14 protein-coding genes are annotated in these 15413 nt (G+C 68.0%); 11 read left to right on the forward strand and 3 right to left on the reverse strand.

Going from position 1 to position 15413, the window contains the following annotated elements; all coding sequences use genetic code 11:
• The first annotated feature begins 5 nt into the window (after positions 1–5).
• The 9 genes from ACOEQ2_RS17640 to ACOEQ2_RS17680 all read left to right on the forward strand — a co-directional run bounded on the left by ACOEQ2_RS17640 (position 6) and on the right by ACOEQ2_RS17680 (position 8094).
• On the forward strand, positions 6–1316 hold the full coding sequence (locus ACOEQ2_RS17640; RefSeq protein ID WP_419729246.1) for a DUF445 domain-containing protein: 1311 nt from the start codon (positions 6–8) through the stop codon (positions 1314–1316).
• Between the two features lie 131 nt (positions 1317–1447).
• On the forward strand, positions 1448–1927 hold the full coding sequence (locus ACOEQ2_RS17645; RefSeq protein ID WP_419729247.1) for an SUF system Fe-S cluster assembly regulator: 480 nt from the start codon (positions 1448–1450) through the stop codon (positions 1925–1927).
• Between the two features lie 7 nt (positions 1928–1934).
• A complete protein-coding gene (gene sufB / locus ACOEQ2_RS17650; RefSeq protein ID WP_419729248.1) occupies positions 1935–3437 on the forward strand; it encodes a Fe-S cluster assembly protein SufB in 1503 nt (500 codons plus the stop codon).
• On the forward strand, positions 3434–4204 hold the full coding sequence (gene sufC / locus ACOEQ2_RS17655) for a Fe-S cluster assembly ATPase SufC (protein ID WP_419729249.1): 771 nt from the start codon (positions 3434–3436) through the stop codon (positions 4202–4204). The genes sufB and sufC overlap by 4 nt, the downstream gene beginning before the upstream one ends.
• Positions 4201–5499: a Fe-S cluster assembly protein SufD gene (gene sufD / locus ACOEQ2_RS17660; RefSeq protein ID WP_419729250.1), complete on the forward strand. Its 1299-nt coding sequence runs from the start codon at positions 4201–4203 to the stop codon at positions 5497–5499. The genes sufC and sufD overlap by 4 nt, the downstream gene beginning before the upstream one ends.
• Entirely contained in the window at positions 5496–6758 is a 1263-nt protein-coding gene (locus ACOEQ2_RS17665) for a cysteine desulfurase (protein ID WP_419729251.1), read from the forward strand. The genes sufD and ACOEQ2_RS17665 overlap by 4 nt, the downstream gene beginning before the upstream one ends.
• Complete coding sequence (gene sufU / locus ACOEQ2_RS17670; protein WP_419729252.1) at positions 6751–7230, forward strand: Fe-S cluster assembly sulfur transfer protein SufU; 480 nt, start codon at positions 6751–6753, stop codon at positions 7228–7230. The genes ACOEQ2_RS17665 and sufU overlap by 8 nt, the downstream gene beginning before the upstream one ends.
• A gap of 5 nt (positions 7231–7235) precedes the next feature.
• On the forward strand, positions 7236–7700 hold the full coding sequence (locus tag ACOEQ2_RS17675; protein WP_419729253.1) for an SUF system Fe-S cluster assembly protein: 465 nt from the start codon (positions 7236–7238) through the stop codon (positions 7698–7700).
• Between the two features lie 22 nt (positions 7701–7722).
• Positions 7723–8094, forward strand: a complete 372-nt coding sequence (locus tag ACOEQ2_RS17680) for a HesB/IscA family protein (protein ID WP_419729254.1) — start codon at positions 7723–7725, stop codon at positions 8092–8094.
• An 18-nt stretch (positions 8095–8112) separates the two neighbouring features.
• Here the strand turns inward: ACOEQ2_RS17680 and ACOEQ2_RS17685 are convergent, their stop codons facing one another.
• Together ACOEQ2_RS17685 and ACOEQ2_RS17690 are read right to left on the reverse strand one after the other, a co-directional pair.
• Positions 8113–9468 (reverse strand): class I SAM-dependent RNA methyltransferase, encoded by a 1356-nt coding sequence (locus ACOEQ2_RS17685; protein WP_419729255.1) that lies wholly within the window; start codon positions 9466–9468, stop codon positions 8113–8115.
• Positions 9455–11152 (reverse strand): DEAD/DEAH box helicase, encoded by a 1698-nt coding sequence (locus tag ACOEQ2_RS17690; RefSeq protein WP_419731266.1) that lies wholly within the window; start codon positions 11150–11152, stop codon positions 9455–9457. The genes ACOEQ2_RS17685 and ACOEQ2_RS17690 overlap by 14 nt, the downstream gene beginning before the upstream one ends.
• 820 nt (positions 11153–11972) lie before the next feature.
• On the opposite strand from ACOEQ2_RS17690, the gene ACOEQ2_RS17695 reads away from it, so the two are divergent.
• Entirely contained in the window at positions 11973–13781 is a 1809-nt protein-coding gene (locus ACOEQ2_RS17695) for a glycoside hydrolase family 15 protein (protein ID WP_419729256.1), read from the forward strand.
• A gap of 249 nt (positions 13782–14030) precedes the next feature.
• Positions 14031–14771, forward strand: a complete 741-nt coding sequence (locus ACOEQ2_RS17700) for a hypothetical protein (protein WP_419729257.1) — start codon at positions 14031–14033, stop codon at positions 14769–14771.
• A 70-nt stretch (positions 14772–14841) separates the two neighbouring features.
• Here the strand turns inward: ACOEQ2_RS17700 and ACOEQ2_RS17705 are convergent, their stop codons facing one another.
• Positions 14842–15333, reverse strand: a complete 492-nt coding sequence (locus tag ACOEQ2_RS17705) for a CopD family protein (RefSeq protein WP_419729258.1) — start codon at positions 15331–15333, stop codon at positions 14842–14844.
• Positions 15334–15413: the final 80 nt, after the last annotated feature.

Genomic DNA, 15413 nt, shown 5'->3' on the forward strand with positions numbered 1-15413 from the left:
TCGGCATGATTGTCCGACCGGACACGGTTCCGGAAGCCTCCCTGGACGCTGCATTCGAGGCGGACCTGGCCGCCCGCCTCGGGCTCCGCAGGCAGAAGCGTCATGCGACCGGTCTTCTGGTGGCAATGGCGGCTGTCACCCTGGGCAGCTACGCGCTCGGCAGCGGCTACTGGGTCGGCCTGCTGCAGTCGAGCGCCAAGGCCGGCGTGGTCGGTGGCCTGGCCGACTGGTTCGCGGTGACCGCACTCTTCCGCCATCCGCTCGGCCTGCCGATCCCGCACACCGCCATCCTGCCGGCGCAGAAGGAACGGCTGGGCCGGGCACTGGGCAGCTTCGTCGCCAACCACGTGTTCACCGAGGCCGACATCGATCGTGCACTGGCGGGCCTCGACCTGCCGCTGCTGCTGCGCCGCATGCTGACCGACCCCCGCACCGCCGGCCTGATGTCGTCGGCGACGGCGCGGGTGGTGCCGCATCTGCTGGACGGGCTGGAAGCCGGTCGCGCGCAGGAGCTGCTGGCGCGCCTGGTGCCGCGGCTGCTCAGCGGTGGCGCGCTGGCGCCGGTGGTGGCGCGGGCGTTGCGGGCGCTGGTGGATGGCGACCGGCACCAGGAGGTGCTGTCGTTCCTGCTCGACCAGATCAAGATCCTGCTGAAGAGCCGCGAGGCGCACCTGCACCAGCTGATCGAGGAGCGGGTGCGCGAGCAGGGCGGCCGGCTGGTCGGCTGGGCGATCGGCGGCTCCGTCGCCACCCGGGTGCTGTCGGCGATCAACGCCGAGCTGGAACGCACCGATCCGCGCGAGTCCGAGTTGCGCGAGGCGGTCACGGCCTGGATCCGGCAGGAGATCGACCTGATCGAGACCGACCCCGAGCGCGGCCGCGAGCTCGGCGAAACCCTGCGCGGCCTGGTCACGCATGAGAGCGTCCGGCTGTGGGTGGCCGATGTCTGGGGCCGTGCGCGCGGCGCGATCGAGGCCGAGCTGGAGCACGATGATGGCTGGATGTCGCGGCTGATGGGCGATGCGATGGGCCGGCTGGCGCTGGCGCTCGAGCAGGATGCAGCCGTGCGTGGCGGCGTGGATCGCGCGGCTCATGCGATGGCGCGGTGGGCGTTGCCCGGTCTGCGCGACCGCCTGTCCGGGTTCATCGCCGGGGTGGTCGGCAACTGGGACACGCGGCTGATCACCGACAAGCTCGAGCTCAGGGTCGGGCGTGACCTGCAGTTCGTGCGGATCAACGGCACGCTGGTGGGCTTCCTGGTGGGCGGCGCGCTGTATGCCGGGCTGCACTGGCTGTTCGGACCGCAGGCCGGTTGATCCCTGGATGCACCACGCGGCGGCCTGGAAGCAGGAAGGCCGCCCAGCCAAGCCCTTGACGTGAGGGGCAGTCGGGGTCATTTCCAGCATACCGGACCCAGCAGGTCCGGATGAACCCGTTCTGAGGCATCATGCTCAGGTTGTCGAAACTGACGGACTACGCGGTGGTCGTGCTGGTGCGCCTGTCGCACGAGGACCGGCTGGCGACGTCGCCGGCGCTGGCCCAGTCGACCGGTGTCCCGGAGCCGACCGTGGCCAAGGTGCTGAAGGCGCTGTGTGCCTCTGGCCTGGTGGCCTCGCAGCGCGGCGCCCGTGGCGGCTACCGGCTGGCCCGGCCGCTTTCGTCGATCCCGGTCGCCCGCGTGATCACCGCGATCGACGGACCGATCTCGCTCACCGCCTGCGTCGATGGTGCCACCGGCGGATGCGAGGCGCAGTCGAGCTGCCCGATCCGTGGACGCTGGGACCCGGTGAACGATGCCATCCGCACTGCGCTGACCAGCATCACGCTGGATCAGATGGATGTGAGTTGCTGCGACGGGGCGATCCCCGACTTTAGCCGACGCTACCCGGATGCTGCATCCGGTCCTGCACCTTTTGCTGCTGAGTGAGGCCTTCATGCCTGCCGTTGCCGAGACCCTGAGTGCCGTCGAGACCCTGACCCAGTCCACCTACAAGTGGGGGTTCGAATCTGCGATCGAGATGGACTTCGCGCCCAAGGGGCTGAACGAGGACACCATCCGGCTGATCTCGGCGCGCAAACAGGAGCCGGAATGGCTGCTGGAATGGCGGCTGAAGTCGTTCGCCGCCTGGAACACCATGCAGGAGCCGCAATGGGCGAAGCCGGTGCATCCGCCGATCGACTACCAAGATGCGCATTATTATGCGGCGCCGAAGAAGAAGCCCGGTCCGAAGTCGCTCGACGAGGTCGATCCGGAGCTGCTCGCGGTGTACGAGAAGCTCGGCATTCCGTTGAAGGAGCGCGCCATCCTGGCCGGTGTGGAGCCGGCCGATGCCGAGTTTCCGGGCGAGGGCGATCGTCCCCAGGTGGCCGTCGATGCGGTGTTCGACAGCGTGTCTGTGGCAACCACGTTCCGTACTGCACTCGCCAAGGTCGGCGTGATCTTCTGCCCGATCAGCGAGGCGGTGCGCGACCATCCCGAGCTCGTCCGCCAGTATCTCGGCAGCGTGGTGCCGGCGTCGGATAATTTCTACGCGGCGCTGAATTCCGCGGTGTTCACCGATGGCTCGTTCGTGTTCATCCCAAAGGGCGTGCGCTGCCCGATGGAGCTGTCGACCTATTTCCGGATCAATGCCCGCAATACCGGGCAGTTCGAGCGCACCCTGATCATTGCCGAGGAAGGCGCCTCGGTGTCGTATCTCGAGGGCTGCACCGCGCCAATGCGCGACGAGAACCAGCTGCATGCCGCCGTCGTCGAGCTGGTGGCGTTCGACGATGCCACGATCAAGTACTCGACGGTGCAGAACTGGTATCCGGGCGACGCGAACGGCCTGGGCGGCATCTACAACTTCGTCACCAAGCGCGGCGCTTGCCGTGGCGCCCGGTCGAAGATCTCCTGGACGCAGGTCGAGACCGGATCGGCGATCACCTGGAAGTATCCGTCCTGCATCCTGCTCGGCGAGGGTTCGGTCGGCGAGTTCTATTCGGTGGCGGTGACCAACAACCACCAGCAGGCCGATACCGGCACCAAGATGATCCATATCGGCCGCAACACGCGCTCGACGATCGTCGCCAAGACGATTAGCGCCGGCCAGTCCGACAGCACCTATCGCGGGCTCGTGCGGATGATGCCGAAGGCGTCCGGAGCGCGGAACCACACCCAGTGCGACAGCCTGCTGATCGGCGATCGCTGCGGCGCGCATACCGTGCCGTATATCGAGAACCGCAACATGTCGGCAAAGATCGAGCATGAGGCGACGACGTCCAAGATCTCCGAGGACCAGCTGTTCTATTGCCGCAGCCGTGGGTTGTCGGAAGAGGACGCGGTCGGGCTGATCGTCAACGGGTTCTGCAAGGACGTGCTGAAGGAGTTGCCGATGGAGTTCGCCGTGGAAGCCCAGAAGCTGCTGCAGCTCAGCCTCGAGGGAAGCGTCGGATGACCGCGTTCGTGAAGATCGAAGGCCTGTGCGCCACCATCGATGACCAGGGCACGCCGAAGGCGATCCTGAACGGGGTCGATCTGGAGATCCCCTCTGGCGAAATCCACGCCATCATGGGCCCGAACGGCTCCGGAAAGTCGACCCTGTCCTATGTGTTGGCCGGGCGCGAGGACTACACGGTGACCGGCGGATCCGCGTCCTTCATGGGACAGGACCTGCTGGCGATGGAGCCGGAGGAGCGTGCGGCCGCCGGCGTGTTTCTGGCGTTCCAGGCGCCGGTAGAACTGCCGGGCGTGAACAACGCCAACTTCCTGCGCACCGCCGTCAATGCCGTCAGGCGAGCACGTGGTGAGCCCGAGCTCGACGCCGTGCAGTTCCTCAAGGCGGCGCGTGCGGAAGCCAGGCGCCTCTCGATGCCTGAGGACCTGCTCAAGCGGAACGTCAATGTCGGCTTCTCCGGCGGCGAGAAGAAGCGCAACGAGGTGCTGCAGATGGCGATGCTGCGTCCGAGTTTCGCGATCCTCGACGAGACCGATAGCGGCCTCGACATCGATGCATTGCGGATCGTCGCCGAGGGTGTGAAGTCGTTGCGGTCGCCTGGTTTCTCGGCACTGGTGATCACGCATCATCAGCGGCTGCTGGACTATCTTGTGCCCGACCGTGTCCACGTCATGGCGCGCGGCCGGATCCTGCGCAGCGGTGGTCCCGAGCTCGCGCATCAGCTCGAGGCGCAGGGCTATGCGGGCTTCCTGGCGGAGGCGGCATGAACGTCATTCGACCGCTGGGAAACGCCGAGACAGGCACGACTGCGGCAACGTTCCTTGCGCAGTTCGAGGCCAGGCGGGACGCGTTCGGCGACGACGCAACAGCACGCGCGGACGCCGCATCCTGGCTGCAGCGGCACGGCCTGCCGAGGCGCACCGAGGAGGCGTGGAAATACACCAGCCTGCGACCGCTCTGGGAGACGGTCTTCGAGCCGGCGACAACGGACGATGCACTGGCCGCCCGGCTTCTCGCCGACGTGCTCGCTGCCGCTGGCCTTGATGTCGATGGCGACTCCGCTTTGCCGCGCCTGGTGTTCGTCAACGGGACGCTGTCCGTAGGCCTGAGTCGGCCGCCTGCTGGCCTCGGATGCGGGGCGTTCGAGGGCGCCGCGGCGGGTGCGCCGGTGCGGCATCCGATGGTTGCCCTCAACACCATGCTGGCCGAGGACGGCGCCGCCATCCGGGTGCCCGCTGCTGTCGATGGCGGTCGTCTGCTGCTGGTGACACTCGGCGTCGGGACCATCGCGCCGACGGCCTTCCACCTGCATCATCGCGTCGTGCTGGAGCAGGATGCCAGGCTCTCGCTGCTGGAGATTGCCGGCGGTGAGGGGATCTACCTGCACGACACCCTGTTCGATTTCGAACTGGGCGCCGGGTCGCACGCGCGCCATGTCCGTTTGCAGCAGGACGCTCCGGGCGCCTTCTCGTTCTCCCTGGTGCAGGCTGCGGTCGCCACCCGTGCGGCCTATGACGGCTTCAACCTGGCGCTCGGCGCAGCACTGGCGCGACACGAGGTGCATGCCAGCCTGAACGGCCCCCATGCTGCAGTGCATGTGAATGGCGCGCAGCTGCTCGGCAACACGCAGGTTGCCGACCTGACCAGCGTGATCTCGCATCTGGCACCGGACTGCATCTCCCGCCAGACCGTCAAGAACGTGCTCACCAACCGCGCCCGCGGCGTGTTCCAGGGCAAGATCTTCGTCGATCGTGTTGCGCAGAAAACCGACGGCTACCAGATGAACCAGGCTTTGCTGCTCTCGGATCAGGCCGAGATCGACGCCAAGCCCGAGCTCGAGATCTACGCCGACGACGTCAAGTGCAGCCACGGCGCCACTGCCGGCGCGCTCGACGAGGAGCAGCTGTTCTACATGCGCAGCCGCGGCGTTCCGGATGCTGAGGCGCGGGCGATCCTGGTGCGGGCATTCCTCGATGACGCGCTCGCCCTGGTCGAGGACGAGATGATCCGTGCCGTGCTCGATGGCGCGGTGGAACGCTGGTGGATCGGACGCCCGGCATGAACGAGCTCTCACACAAGATCCCGCCATTCTCCGCGTCGCCGGCGATCGACCTCTCGCATCTGCGGGCGGACTTCCCGATCCTTTCCGAAACGATCCGCGGCAAGCCGTTCGTGTTCCTCGACAGTGCTGCCTCGGCGCAGAAGCCGATCGCGGTCATCGACGCGATGACGCACACCATGCGCAGCGAGTACGCCAACGTGCATCGTGGCCTGCACTGGATGAGCGAGCGCACGACGGACGCATACGAGGGTGTGCGCGACAAGGTTGCGCGGTTGCTGAACGCCGGCTCGCGTGAGGAAATCGTCTTCACCGCGAGCACCACCAACGCGATCAACCTGGTGGCACACAGCTACGGATCGCTGCTCCGCCCCGGCCAGGCTGTGCTGATTTCCGAAATGGAGCACCACGCCAACATCGTGCCGTGGCAGATGCTGCGGGACCGTTCCGGAATCGAGCTGCGGGTCGTACCGGTGACCGATGTCGGCGAACTCGATCTGCAGGCACTCGAGGCGCTGCTGGCTGACGGCAAAGTCGGGCTGGTGGCGCTCACCCACATGTCCAACGTGCTCGGCACCGTGACGCCGGCCGCCGAGATTGCCCGGATCGTGCACGAAGCGGGTGCGAAACTGCTGCTCGATGGATCCCAGGCGGTGGTGCATCGCCGGGTCGACGTGCAGGCGCTGGATGCCGACTTCTACGTGTTCACCGGCCACAAATATTACGGCCCGACCGGCATCGGCGTGCTGTGGGCCAGGCGTGCGCTGCTGGAGGCGATGCCACCGTTCCTCGGTGGTGGCGACATGATCGGCTCGGTCAGCTTCGAGCGCTCGACCTGGGCGGAAGTGCCGCACAAGTTCGAGGCCGGGACGCCCGCGATCATCGAGGCGATCGGCCTGGGTGCCGCGATCGACTATGTCGAGGCGGTCGGCATCGACGCCATCCACGCGCATGAGGCAGCACTCACCTCGCACGCGCTGGCACGGCTCGCCGATATCGAGGGACTGCAGGTGATCGGGCGCGCGCGCGACCGTGGTGGCGTGATCTCGTTCACCATGAACGGCGCGCACGCGCACGACATCGCTACGCTGCTCGACCAGAACGGCATCGCCGTCCGCGCCGGCAACCATTGCGCCGAGCCGCTGATGCGTCGCATGGGCGTCGGCAGCACCGCACGCGCAAGCTTCGCCCTCTACACGACGATCGAAGAGATCGACGTCCTGGCCGATACCCTCGAGCGGGTCAGGCGGTTCCTTGTCTGACGCCGCGACATTCAGCACGGCTGCGTCGCTGTACCAGGATCTCGTCGTCGAGCGGGCACGGCGCCCATTGCATGCCGGCGATCTCGATCCCGCGGATGCGACGGCGGACGGCGACAATCCGCTGTGTGGCGACAGGACGCATGTCTCGCTGCGGCTGGATGACCGGCGGCGCATAGCACGTGTCGCGCATCACACACGGGGATGCGCGATCTGTGCCGCCTCCGCCGACCTGATGGCGGACATGGTTCCCGGCCTCGACGCTCCGGCCGCGTCCGCAATGTTCGGGCAATTCGAGTCGATGCTGCAGGACGGCCAGGACGCGCTCGACAGTGACGCCCGCAAGCAGCTCGGTTTGCTTCTCGCCTTTGCCGACCTACATGACTACAGGTCGCGCCGTAGATGTGCGACATTGCCGTGGTCCGCACTTCTGTCGGCGTTGAAGTCGCCCTCGAAGACGACTGAGGAACCATGATGAACATGATGGTCAACCAGGATCTCGACGACGCTGCAGCAGCCCGCCAGGAACCGGCGGTTCCTGCTCGTCGGCTCCCGAATTTCGATCTCGCATCACGCGCGCCGGTCGAGGAGGAACACCGCTCCGTCGTGTCGGCGTGGACGCCGGACGGCGAAGTTGCCGCTCCGCTCAGCGAGGATGACGTCATCGCGGCGATCGCGTCGGTCTATGATCCGGAAATCCCGGTGAACATCTACGAACTCGGATTGATCTACGCGATCGACCTGCACGACGACGGCCGGGTGAAGGTGGAAATGACCCTCACCGCACCTGGCTGCCCCAGCGCCCAGGAACTCCCGGTTCAGGTTCGCGAGGCAGTGCTGATGGTGGCGGGCGTCACCGCATGCGACGTCGAGACGGTCTGGGATCCGCCGTGGGATGCGAGCCGGATGAGCGACGACGCGCGTCTTTCGCTGAACATGTACTGACGGCAGCAGAGGGGACACGCAGATGAGCAGCACCCAGGCCAGCGCGCCCACCAGGCGCCGTGCATTGCCGCCCTTGATGGCGCTGTCCGACCGGGCGGCCGAGCGGTTGCAGACCCTCTATGCGACCGGCCATGTCGGCCAGCTGCTGCGGATCAGTGTCGGCACCAAGGGCTGCTCCGGCCTCTCCTACGACATGAACTGGGTCGAGGCGGCGGGACCGAGCGACGAGGTGGTGACCGATCGCGGGCTGACCGTGCTGGTCGATCGCAAGGCGTCGCTGTTCCTGATCGGCACCACGATGGATTACGAGGTCAAGGACCTGTCAGCCGGCTTCGTGTTCGTGAACCCGAACGAGAAGGGCCGCTGCGGCTGCGGCGAAAGCTTCCACGTCTGACCGGCCCGGTCGGACCGATCAGCGGGCCGGCCGGCGGAGCGGGCCACGCACCGTCGGAATCGTCCTGGTGAACAGGCAGACGCTTTCCGCCCGCGCCGACCAGAGGAACTGGTCGATCACCGTCACCCGATCCAGCCGGTAGCCGGCCTCGGCGAGCAGCCGAGCATCCTGTGCCAACGCCGTCGGGTTGCAGCTCACATAGATGACTGTCCCGACGTTGGACCCTGCAAGCTCGCGGGCCTGGGCACCGGCGCCGGCATGCGGCGGATCGAGCACGATCGCGGCCGCACCCGCAAAGTCACGCGCCATCACGGGTTGGCGGTTCAGGTCGCGCTGGGTGATCTCGACCCGGTGTCCGGATCCCGCGGCACGCACGCAGGCCACCGACGCCTGGTCGCCTTCGTAGGCGATCACCCGGGCGCGGGTGGCGAGCGGGAAACTGATGGTGCCGCAGCCCGCATACAACTCCACGATCCGGGCGCTGCGCGGCAGCCGGTCGGGGAGGGCGGCCAGCACCGCATCGGTGATCGCGCGCTCACCTTCCAGGGTCGCCTGCATGAAGGTCCCGGCAGGCGGCGTGATCGTCACGCCGCCAAAACTATGGATCGACGGCGCCAGGCTGCACAGGGTTTCCACGACCGCCCGGCCGCCCGCCAGCTGCCAGGCGATCCGGGGGACGCCCTGAGCGGCCGCGAACTCGGCAAGGATGGTGCGGTCGCGCGGCACCATCTCGGCGTCGGTCGAAAGCAGGATGTCGGGCCCGCTCTCCAGCATGTTGACGCTGGCGGAACCGGATTTCCGCAATCCCTGCAATCGGGTCAGCACGAGCTGGAGCGGCGCGATCAGCTCGAACAACCGCGGCAACAGCACGTGGCATTCGGTCAGCGCGACCACCTCGTCGCTGCCACGCGCATGCAGCCCGATGATCACGCCCTCCGGTCCGCGCCTGACCGCCAGGTCCATGCGCCGCCGCGTCGAGGGCGGGCTTTGCACGGCCAGGATCTCGGCAGGCGGAGTAAAGCCGGCGTTGCGCAGGGCGTCGCGGACCAGTCCGGTCTTCCAGGCAAGGGCGGCCGCTCGGTCGAGATGCTGCAGCACGCAGCCGCCGCAGCGTCCGAACAGCCGGCATGGTGGCGTCACCCGATCCGGGCTGGCCTCGAGCACCTGCCCGGCGATCGCCCGGCCGCGCCCGACCGGGTGGACCATGACGGTCTCGCCGCCGAGCGCGTATGCGACGTGCAGTGGCGCACCTCGTTCCCGCGAAACACCGTCGCCCTCGCTGCCGAGGCTGTCGATGCGGACGCTGTAGGAGGGCTCGGCGCCGGCGGCGGACACCGCGGGTGCGGCATCCGGGAGGCGGTCAGTCCTGGTCAAAGGTGATGTCGGGATGGTCCTGCTCGACATCCACAGCCTCCGGCTGACGCACCCGCCTGGGCAGGCGCATGAACGCCGGGACCTCGTCACCGAACCCGATCAACGCCGGACCCAGATCGTCCGGACGATGCCGCGTCTCGCGTCTGCCGTCGGCGGCGCGCCCATCCTGGCCCCGGACGTCCTGGCCCCGGGCGTCCTGAACCGGCCGATGATCCGGTGCCCGCTCGGGCCGGCGCTCGGTCTGCGGCCGACGTGTGTCGGCGCCCCGATCCGGCGTCCCGGCGCCACGCGCAGGCTCGGCCCGACGCCGTTGATCCGGACGCTCCCGCGAGTCGGGACGCGGCAATTCGGCAGCGTCACGCGGCGTACGATCACGCGCCGGCGCGAGCCGCTTCTCGTCCGGTTGCCGCTCCGCGTGACGTTCTGGCGGCGCGCTGCCCGAACGGCCGTCCCGCCGGTCCGGAGTTTTCGGACGACCCCGGCCACCACCACGACGGCCGCGATCATCCTCGGACCAGGCGGCGGTGGTGATGCCCTCGACCTCGAGCAGCGGGATGGAATGGCCGGTCAGCTTCTCGATCGCCGCGACGAAACCGCGATCGTACGGCGTGGCCAGCGTGTAGGCGTGGCCGGATCGTCCCGCGCGCCCGGTGCGGCCGGTGCGATGGACGTAATCCTCGGCATGGATCGGCACGTCGAAATTGAACACGTGGCTCAGCCCGCCGATGTCGATGCCGCGGGCGGCCACGTCGCTGCACACCAGCAGCTTGATCTCGCCTTGCTTGAACTTCTCGAGCGTCGAGGTGCGCACGCTCTGCGGCAGGTCGCCATGCAGCGCGCCGGCAGAGAAGCCGTGTTTCGTCAGCGACTTGTACAGCACGTCGACGTCGCGCTTGCGGTTGCAGAAGATCAGCGCGTTCAGCACGTCCTCGGCGCGGATCAGCCGGCGCAACGCCTTGCGCTTGTCGACCTCCTCCACCACGGCCAGGCCCGCGATGATCGTCGTCGCCATCTCGGACGGACGACTGACCGAGATCTCCTTCGGGTTCGTCAGGAACGCGTCGGCAAGCCTGCGAATCTCCGGCGCCATGGTGGCCGAGAAAAACAGTGTTTGCCGGGTCGGCGACAGCAGCGTGACGATGCGCTCGACGTCGGGGATGAACCCCATGTCGAGCATGCGGTCGGCCTCGTCGATCACCAGCGTGCGGGTCTGCGTCATCAGCAGGCCGCCACGCTCGAACAGATCGAGCAGCCGACCCGGCGTCGCGATCAGCACGTCGACGCCGGCATTCAGCGCCGCCTTCTGGTCCTGCATGCTCTCGCCGCCGATCAGCAGGGCGTGCGTCAGCTTCGTGTACTTGCCGTACATCACGAAGTTCTCGGCGACCTGCAAAGCGAGCTCGCGCGTCGGCTCCAGGATCAGCGAGCGCGGCATCCGGGCACGCGCGCGCGATCCGGAGAGGATGTCGAGCAGCGGCAGGGTGAAGCTTGCGGTCTTGCCGGTGCCGGTCTGGGCGACGCCCAGCACGTCCCGGCCGGCCAGCACGAACGGGATCGCCTGCGCCTGGATCGGGGTGGGATGCCGGTAACCCATCTCCTCGATCGCCCGCAGGATCGGCTCGGACAGCCCGAGGGTCGAGAACAGCGGCAGCGCCTCGGCCTCGGTGACCGGCGGATTGACCATCACGACGTCAGCCATCGAATCGTGTGAACGCGACGGAACGTCCTGCGCGTCGCTCTCCGCGTCCTCGACGTCCGGGGTCCGTGCGACGGCCGCGCCGGAACCGGCACCACCGACATGCATCGGCGCACCGGTCAGCTCGACAGACTCCGCCTCGGGCTCGCCCTGCACCTGGCTCGGCTGCGGGTTTTCCACCTCAGCGACGTCGGCGACAGCCTCCCCGACCGGTTCCGCCTTGGGCATGGCGGAGGTCTCGGACGCCACCGCCGGGGCCGCGTCGGGTGCTGCGTCTGGCACCGGCTCGGCTGCCGCGACCGGCACGGCAGCGTCCGACACGCCCGTCGAGTCGCCAGGAACCGGAACCGCCTTCTTGCGGGTCCGGCGCACCGGGGCTCGTTTTTTCGGAGTCGGGTCAACGGTCTGACCGTCGGTCTTCGGGGTCGGGTCAGCAGTCTGACCTTCGGTCGCGCCGGGTATGGTGTCGCTCAAAACTTTCTCGAACCTGTCAGTTAGCGGAACAAGGAGGCGTGCCGCTTGGCGTCGGCCGCGGACGCAGCGGACAGGTCGGCGGTAGGCTTGACGTCCCGGCTGCGATGTCGCCTGCTTGATGCGCAGCTCGCCGGAGGCCCGGAACCAACCACTCCAGGAACCTGGCGCCAGCAGGCCGGGCGATGCTGCGTATCCTCATATAAGCCAGAAAAGTCAAGCTTCCAGCCGCCGGTGGACGCACAACCCGTTTCGTGGGCGGTCGTTTTATCCAAGGCGGGAACCGGCCTCCCATGGCCTCCGTTCAGCCAGTTCCGGTCACGATGAGGTGCACAGCTTGTCATACTCTCCGCTCGCCATCGAGGATTACGCGCTCATCGGCGATTGCGCGAGTTGTGCCCTGGTCGGTCGCAATGGATCTATCGACTGGCTGTGCTGGCCGAGGTTCGATAGTGCTGCATGCATGGCGGCGCTGGTCGGCACCGAGGATAACGGCCGCTGGCTGCTGGCGCCGGCCGGCCCAGCCAGCAGCACCCGGAGCTACCGCGACAGCGGCCTCGTGCTGGAGACGATATTCGACACCGATGGCGGGCAGGTCGCGGTGATCGATTTCATGCCGGTTGATGCACCGGCGCCGACCATCGTGCGGATCGTCGAAGGCCGCAGCGGGCAAGTCGACATGACCAGCGAGCTCAAGCTGCGCTTCGATTACGGCGCATCGGTGCCCTGGGTCACCCGGATGGCCGACCAGTCCGGCACCACCTCGATCGCCGGCCCGGCTCTTGTCGTGCTGCGTACCGAGGCGCCGCTCGAGGGCGAGGACATGCGCACCGTGTCGCGTTTCAGCGTGGCCGAGGGCCAGCGCATCAGCTTCGTGATGAGCTACGGCCCATCGCACCGGGAGGCGCCGGAACCGGTCGACGTCGATGCCGCCCTCCAGCACACCCAGTCGTTCTGGGAAAACTGGGCCGCACGCTGCGCCTATGAGGGACCGCACAAGAAGGCCGTGCTGCGTTCGCTCGTGACCCTCAAGGCGCTGACCTACGCCGAGACCGGCGGCATCGTCGCGGCGGCCACGACGTCGTTGCCCGAGCAGATCGGCGGCCCGCGGAACTGGGACTACCGGTTCTGCTGGCTGCGCGATGCCACCCTCACGCTGATGGCGATGATGTCGGGTGGCTACTACGACGAGGCGAGGCGCTGGCGGGACTGGCTGCACCGGAGCATCGCCGGCAGCCCGGGGCAGCTGCAGATCATGTACGGGATCGCCGGCGAGCGGCAGCTGATGGAGTGGGAGGTACCCTGGCTCGCGGGCTACGAGGGATCGCTGCCGGTGCGGGTCGGCAACGCTGCCGCCGGACAGCTGCAGCTCGACGTGTATGGCGAGGTGATCAGCGCGCTGCATCTGGCCCGTCGCGAGAACCTGCGCGAGGCGAATTACGGCTGGTCGCTGCAGGTCGGGCTGCTCGAACATCTCGAGACCATCTGGGAAGAGCCGGACGAGGGCATGTGGGAGGTTCGCGGCGGCCGCAAGCAATTCACCGTCTCGAAGGCGTTCTGCTGGATGGCGTTCGATCGCTCGATCAGCGACATCCAGGATTACGGCCTGCCCGGCCCGCTGGAGCGCTGGCGTGGGGTGCGCGACAAGATCCACGCGATGATCTGCGAGCAGGGGTTCAACCGGGAAAAGAACAGCTTTACCCAGGCCTTCGGCTCGAACTCGCTCGATGCGGGCCTGCTGCTGCTGCCCGTGATCGGCTTCCTGCCGCCAGAGGATCCGCGCATCGTCGGCACCGTCGAGGCGGTCGAGCGAGAGCTCCTGGTCGACGGCTTCGTGCTGCGTTACCGCACCGACGAGACCGCGGACGGCTTGAGCGGCGGCGAGGGCGCGTTCCTGGCCTGCAGCTTCTGGCTGGTGGATAGCTACGTGCTTCTGGGCCGCTACGCCGAGGCGGAGGCGTTGTTCGAGCGGCTCTGCGGGCTGTCGAACGATCTCGGCCTCCTCGCCGAGGAATACGACCCGCATCTGCGCCGCCAGGTCGGCAATTTCCCGCAGGCATTCTCGCATGTGGCGCTGGTCAGTGCGGCGGTGCATCTGCGCGACCGCACGGTGCCGGTCCGCGGCGAGCTCGACCAGGCCGCGTAGGAACACGGCGATGCCCGGTCTCGGTGCGTCACGCCCAAGCCACTGGCTTGCACACGCGACGAGCCCGGTGACGGCGCGGCACCACCCGAAATCGACGATGCGGTTCTCCTGAACAGGATCCCGTTCCGCCCGCTCCGACTGGTCGGAGGCACGATCCTGACCGCCGTCTGTGCGCTGACCGTCCATGCGGCTGCCGTCCAGCTGCTCCACCTGCCCGGCAGTGCCGACTACCCGGCGGGCGGGCTGCTCGTGTTCCTGACGCAGGCGGCGATGGCGGTCGCAGCCCTGGTCGTGTGGCGCCTGGCGACACCCTCACTCGACGGTCTGTCGAAGCCAGCTCGATGCCTGCTGCTGTTCGTGCTGCTGGCGATGCTCTTCCAGAGGTTGATCCGCCATCCCCTGATGGATGCCGTGGTCACCACCGCCTGGAGCTACTCCTTCCTGGCGAACCTGCCGGCGCTGGTGCCTTTCCTGGTGATCGCCTGCCTTGTCGGCTGGACGACACCGCGCCCGCTCCGGCCTTGGCAGTTGATCGTCTCCGGTCTTGCCATCGCCGTGCTGGCGTTTCCGGTCGGCGGCATGCTGGCCGCCTGGCTGTCACGCCCACTCCTGGCCTCCGCCGGCGACCTCGCTCATGCGGCCGTCTATACGATGCCGTACGGGATGCATGTCCTGGTGCCCGCCTACGTCACCGCCCTCGAGCCGGCGACCGCCACGGTGGCACTGGCGGGCCTGGTCTGGGACCGTCTGCCCGGCGGCACGTATGCCCGCATAGCCGGCTTCAGCGTGCTGGTGATGGTGCTCGACCTCCACCTGTTGCAGCCGCTCGTGGTTCTGGCGACCGAGGGCCCCGATCGCGGTTCGGCGCTGGTGGGTATCGGCCAGTCCTGGCTGGCCACCCTGGTGCAGAGCATGCTCGGCGCGGCAACCTGGGCATTCTCGGTTGCCGGAAGCCGGCCTCTCCACCGCCCCGTGCGCCAGTCCGGATGACAGCCGCCGCACGACCTTGGGATGGGGCGTCCCGGGCGAGCCTGCGACGCGCTGCCGGATCGACCTGGCGTCAGAAGGAGTGATCGAGCGAGGCGATCACCACGACCAGGATGCCGAGCAGCAGGGTGACGCTGACCAGCGACCGGATCGTGTCGAAGCTCGCCTGCTGCGGCCGGATCGCGCGCCGCACCTTCCGGAACGGCCCGAAGAACGCGTAGGCAAAGATCCCGGCGATCACCACGCCCAGGGTTTGCATCGCCTGGATGTGCCAGTCCGGGTTGGAGAAGCCGCCAAGCGGGACGGCAAGCATCGCCCAGCCGGTGATCAGCACCAGCGGCATGACGTGCCAGACCAGGCGGAAGTAGCGCCGCAGGGTCTGGAGCTGCACCGAGTTGCGCTGCGTCGTGTCGAGCAGGCCGAGGCTGGGGCGCAGCACGAACAGGGCGTAGGCCGCACCACCCAGCCAGGCCGCCATGCCGAGAAGATGGACGGCCAGCACCAGGCCCCAGAGGATCGTGCCGCCGGGTGAGGTCACCGTATTCGCGAGAGTGTTGGAGTTCATGGCGGCCTCGTGCGTTGCGGTCTGGCGGACAGGTTTCAGGCGCGCGGATGCAACACGCCCCGACCGCGCAGGGCAAGAGG

This window comes from Lichenicola sp. (assembly GCF_965198575.1).
Classification (GTDB): domain Bacteria; phylum Pseudomonadota; class Alphaproteobacteria; order Acetobacterales; family Acetobacteraceae; genus Lichenicola.

Excerpts from the sequence above, each read along its gene's own strand:
- ACOEQ2_RS17675 (WP_419729253.1), top strand. The coding sequence starts at position 7,236 with ATGATGGTCAACCAGGATCTCGACGACGCTGCAGCAGCCCGCCAGGAA.
- ACOEQ2_RS17690 (WP_419731266.1), bottom strand. The coding sequence starts at position 11,152 with ATGGTCAATCCGCCGGTCACCGAGGCCGAGGCGCTGCCGCTGTTCTCG.
- ACOEQ2_RS17640 (WP_419729246.1), top strand. The coding sequence starts at position 6 with ATGATTGTCCGACCGGACACGGTTCCGGAAGCCTCCCTGGACGCTGCA.
- ACOEQ2_RS17645 (WP_419729247.1), top strand. The coding sequence starts at position 1,448 with ATGCTCAGGTTGTCGAAACTGACGGACTACGCGGTGGTCGTGCTGGTG.
- sufC (WP_419729249.1), top strand. The coding sequence starts at position 3,434 with ATGACCGCGTTCGTGAAGATCGAAGGCCTGTGCGCCACCATCGATGAC.
- ACOEQ2_RS17680 (WP_419729254.1), top strand. The coding sequence starts at position 7,723 with ATGAGCAGCACCCAGGCCAGCGCGCCCACCAGGCGCCGTGCATTGCCG.
- ACOEQ2_RS17665 (WP_419729251.1), top strand. The coding sequence starts at position 5,496 with ATGAACGAGCTCTCACACAAGATCCCGCCATTCTCCGCGTCGCCGGCG.
- sufD (WP_419729250.1), top strand. The coding sequence starts at position 4,201 with ATGAACGTCATTCGACCGCTGGGAAACGCCGAGACAGGCACGACTGCG.
- sufB (WP_419729248.1), top strand. The coding sequence starts at position 1,935 with ATGCCTGCCGTTGCCGAGACCCTGAGTGCCGTCGAGACCCTGACCCAG.
- ACOEQ2_RS17705 (WP_419729258.1), bottom strand. The coding sequence starts at position 15,333 with ATGAACTCCAACACTCTCGCGAATACGGTGACCTCACCCGGCGGCACG.